This is a genomic window from Bartonella sp. AA81SXKL (assembly GCF_042196945.1).
Lineage (GTDB): Bacteria > Pseudomonadota > Alphaproteobacteria > Rhizobiales > Rhizobiaceae > Bartonella.
The window spans coordinates 1-299 of the sequence record NZ_JBHIRH010000316.1 but is presented as its reverse complement, the minus strand read 5'-3'; the positions used below and the strand labels follow the sequence as shown (position 1 = coordinate 299).

1 pseudogene is annotated in these 299 nt (G+C 39.1%); it reads left to right on the top strand.

The features are described 5' to 3' along the window. Positions 1-299, top strand: a pseudogene (locus tag ACFINZ_RS11375) (Bcr/CflA family drug resistance efflux transporter); the annotation flags it as partial.

The following is a 299-nucleotide window of genomic DNA, read 5'->3' as shown; positions in this document are numbered from 1 at the left end:
GACGCCTTGGAATGCGACGTATTGCACATACTATGCTTTTGCTCTTTTGTGTTACTTCATGCATTTTATTTGTAGGATCAATCTTAACAGATGGGATTATCCCTTTTCCTTTATACATGCTATTATTCTGTATACTGATGTTTGCCTTCGGCGGTATGATGGCTAATTTTAACACACTCGCTCTAGAATCAGTAGGAGAAATCGCTGGAACAGCATCTTCTGTATCTGGCTTTCTTCAGACATCCATCGGCACAGGACTGAGCTTTTTCATTGCACAACAATTTAATGAAACAATCACT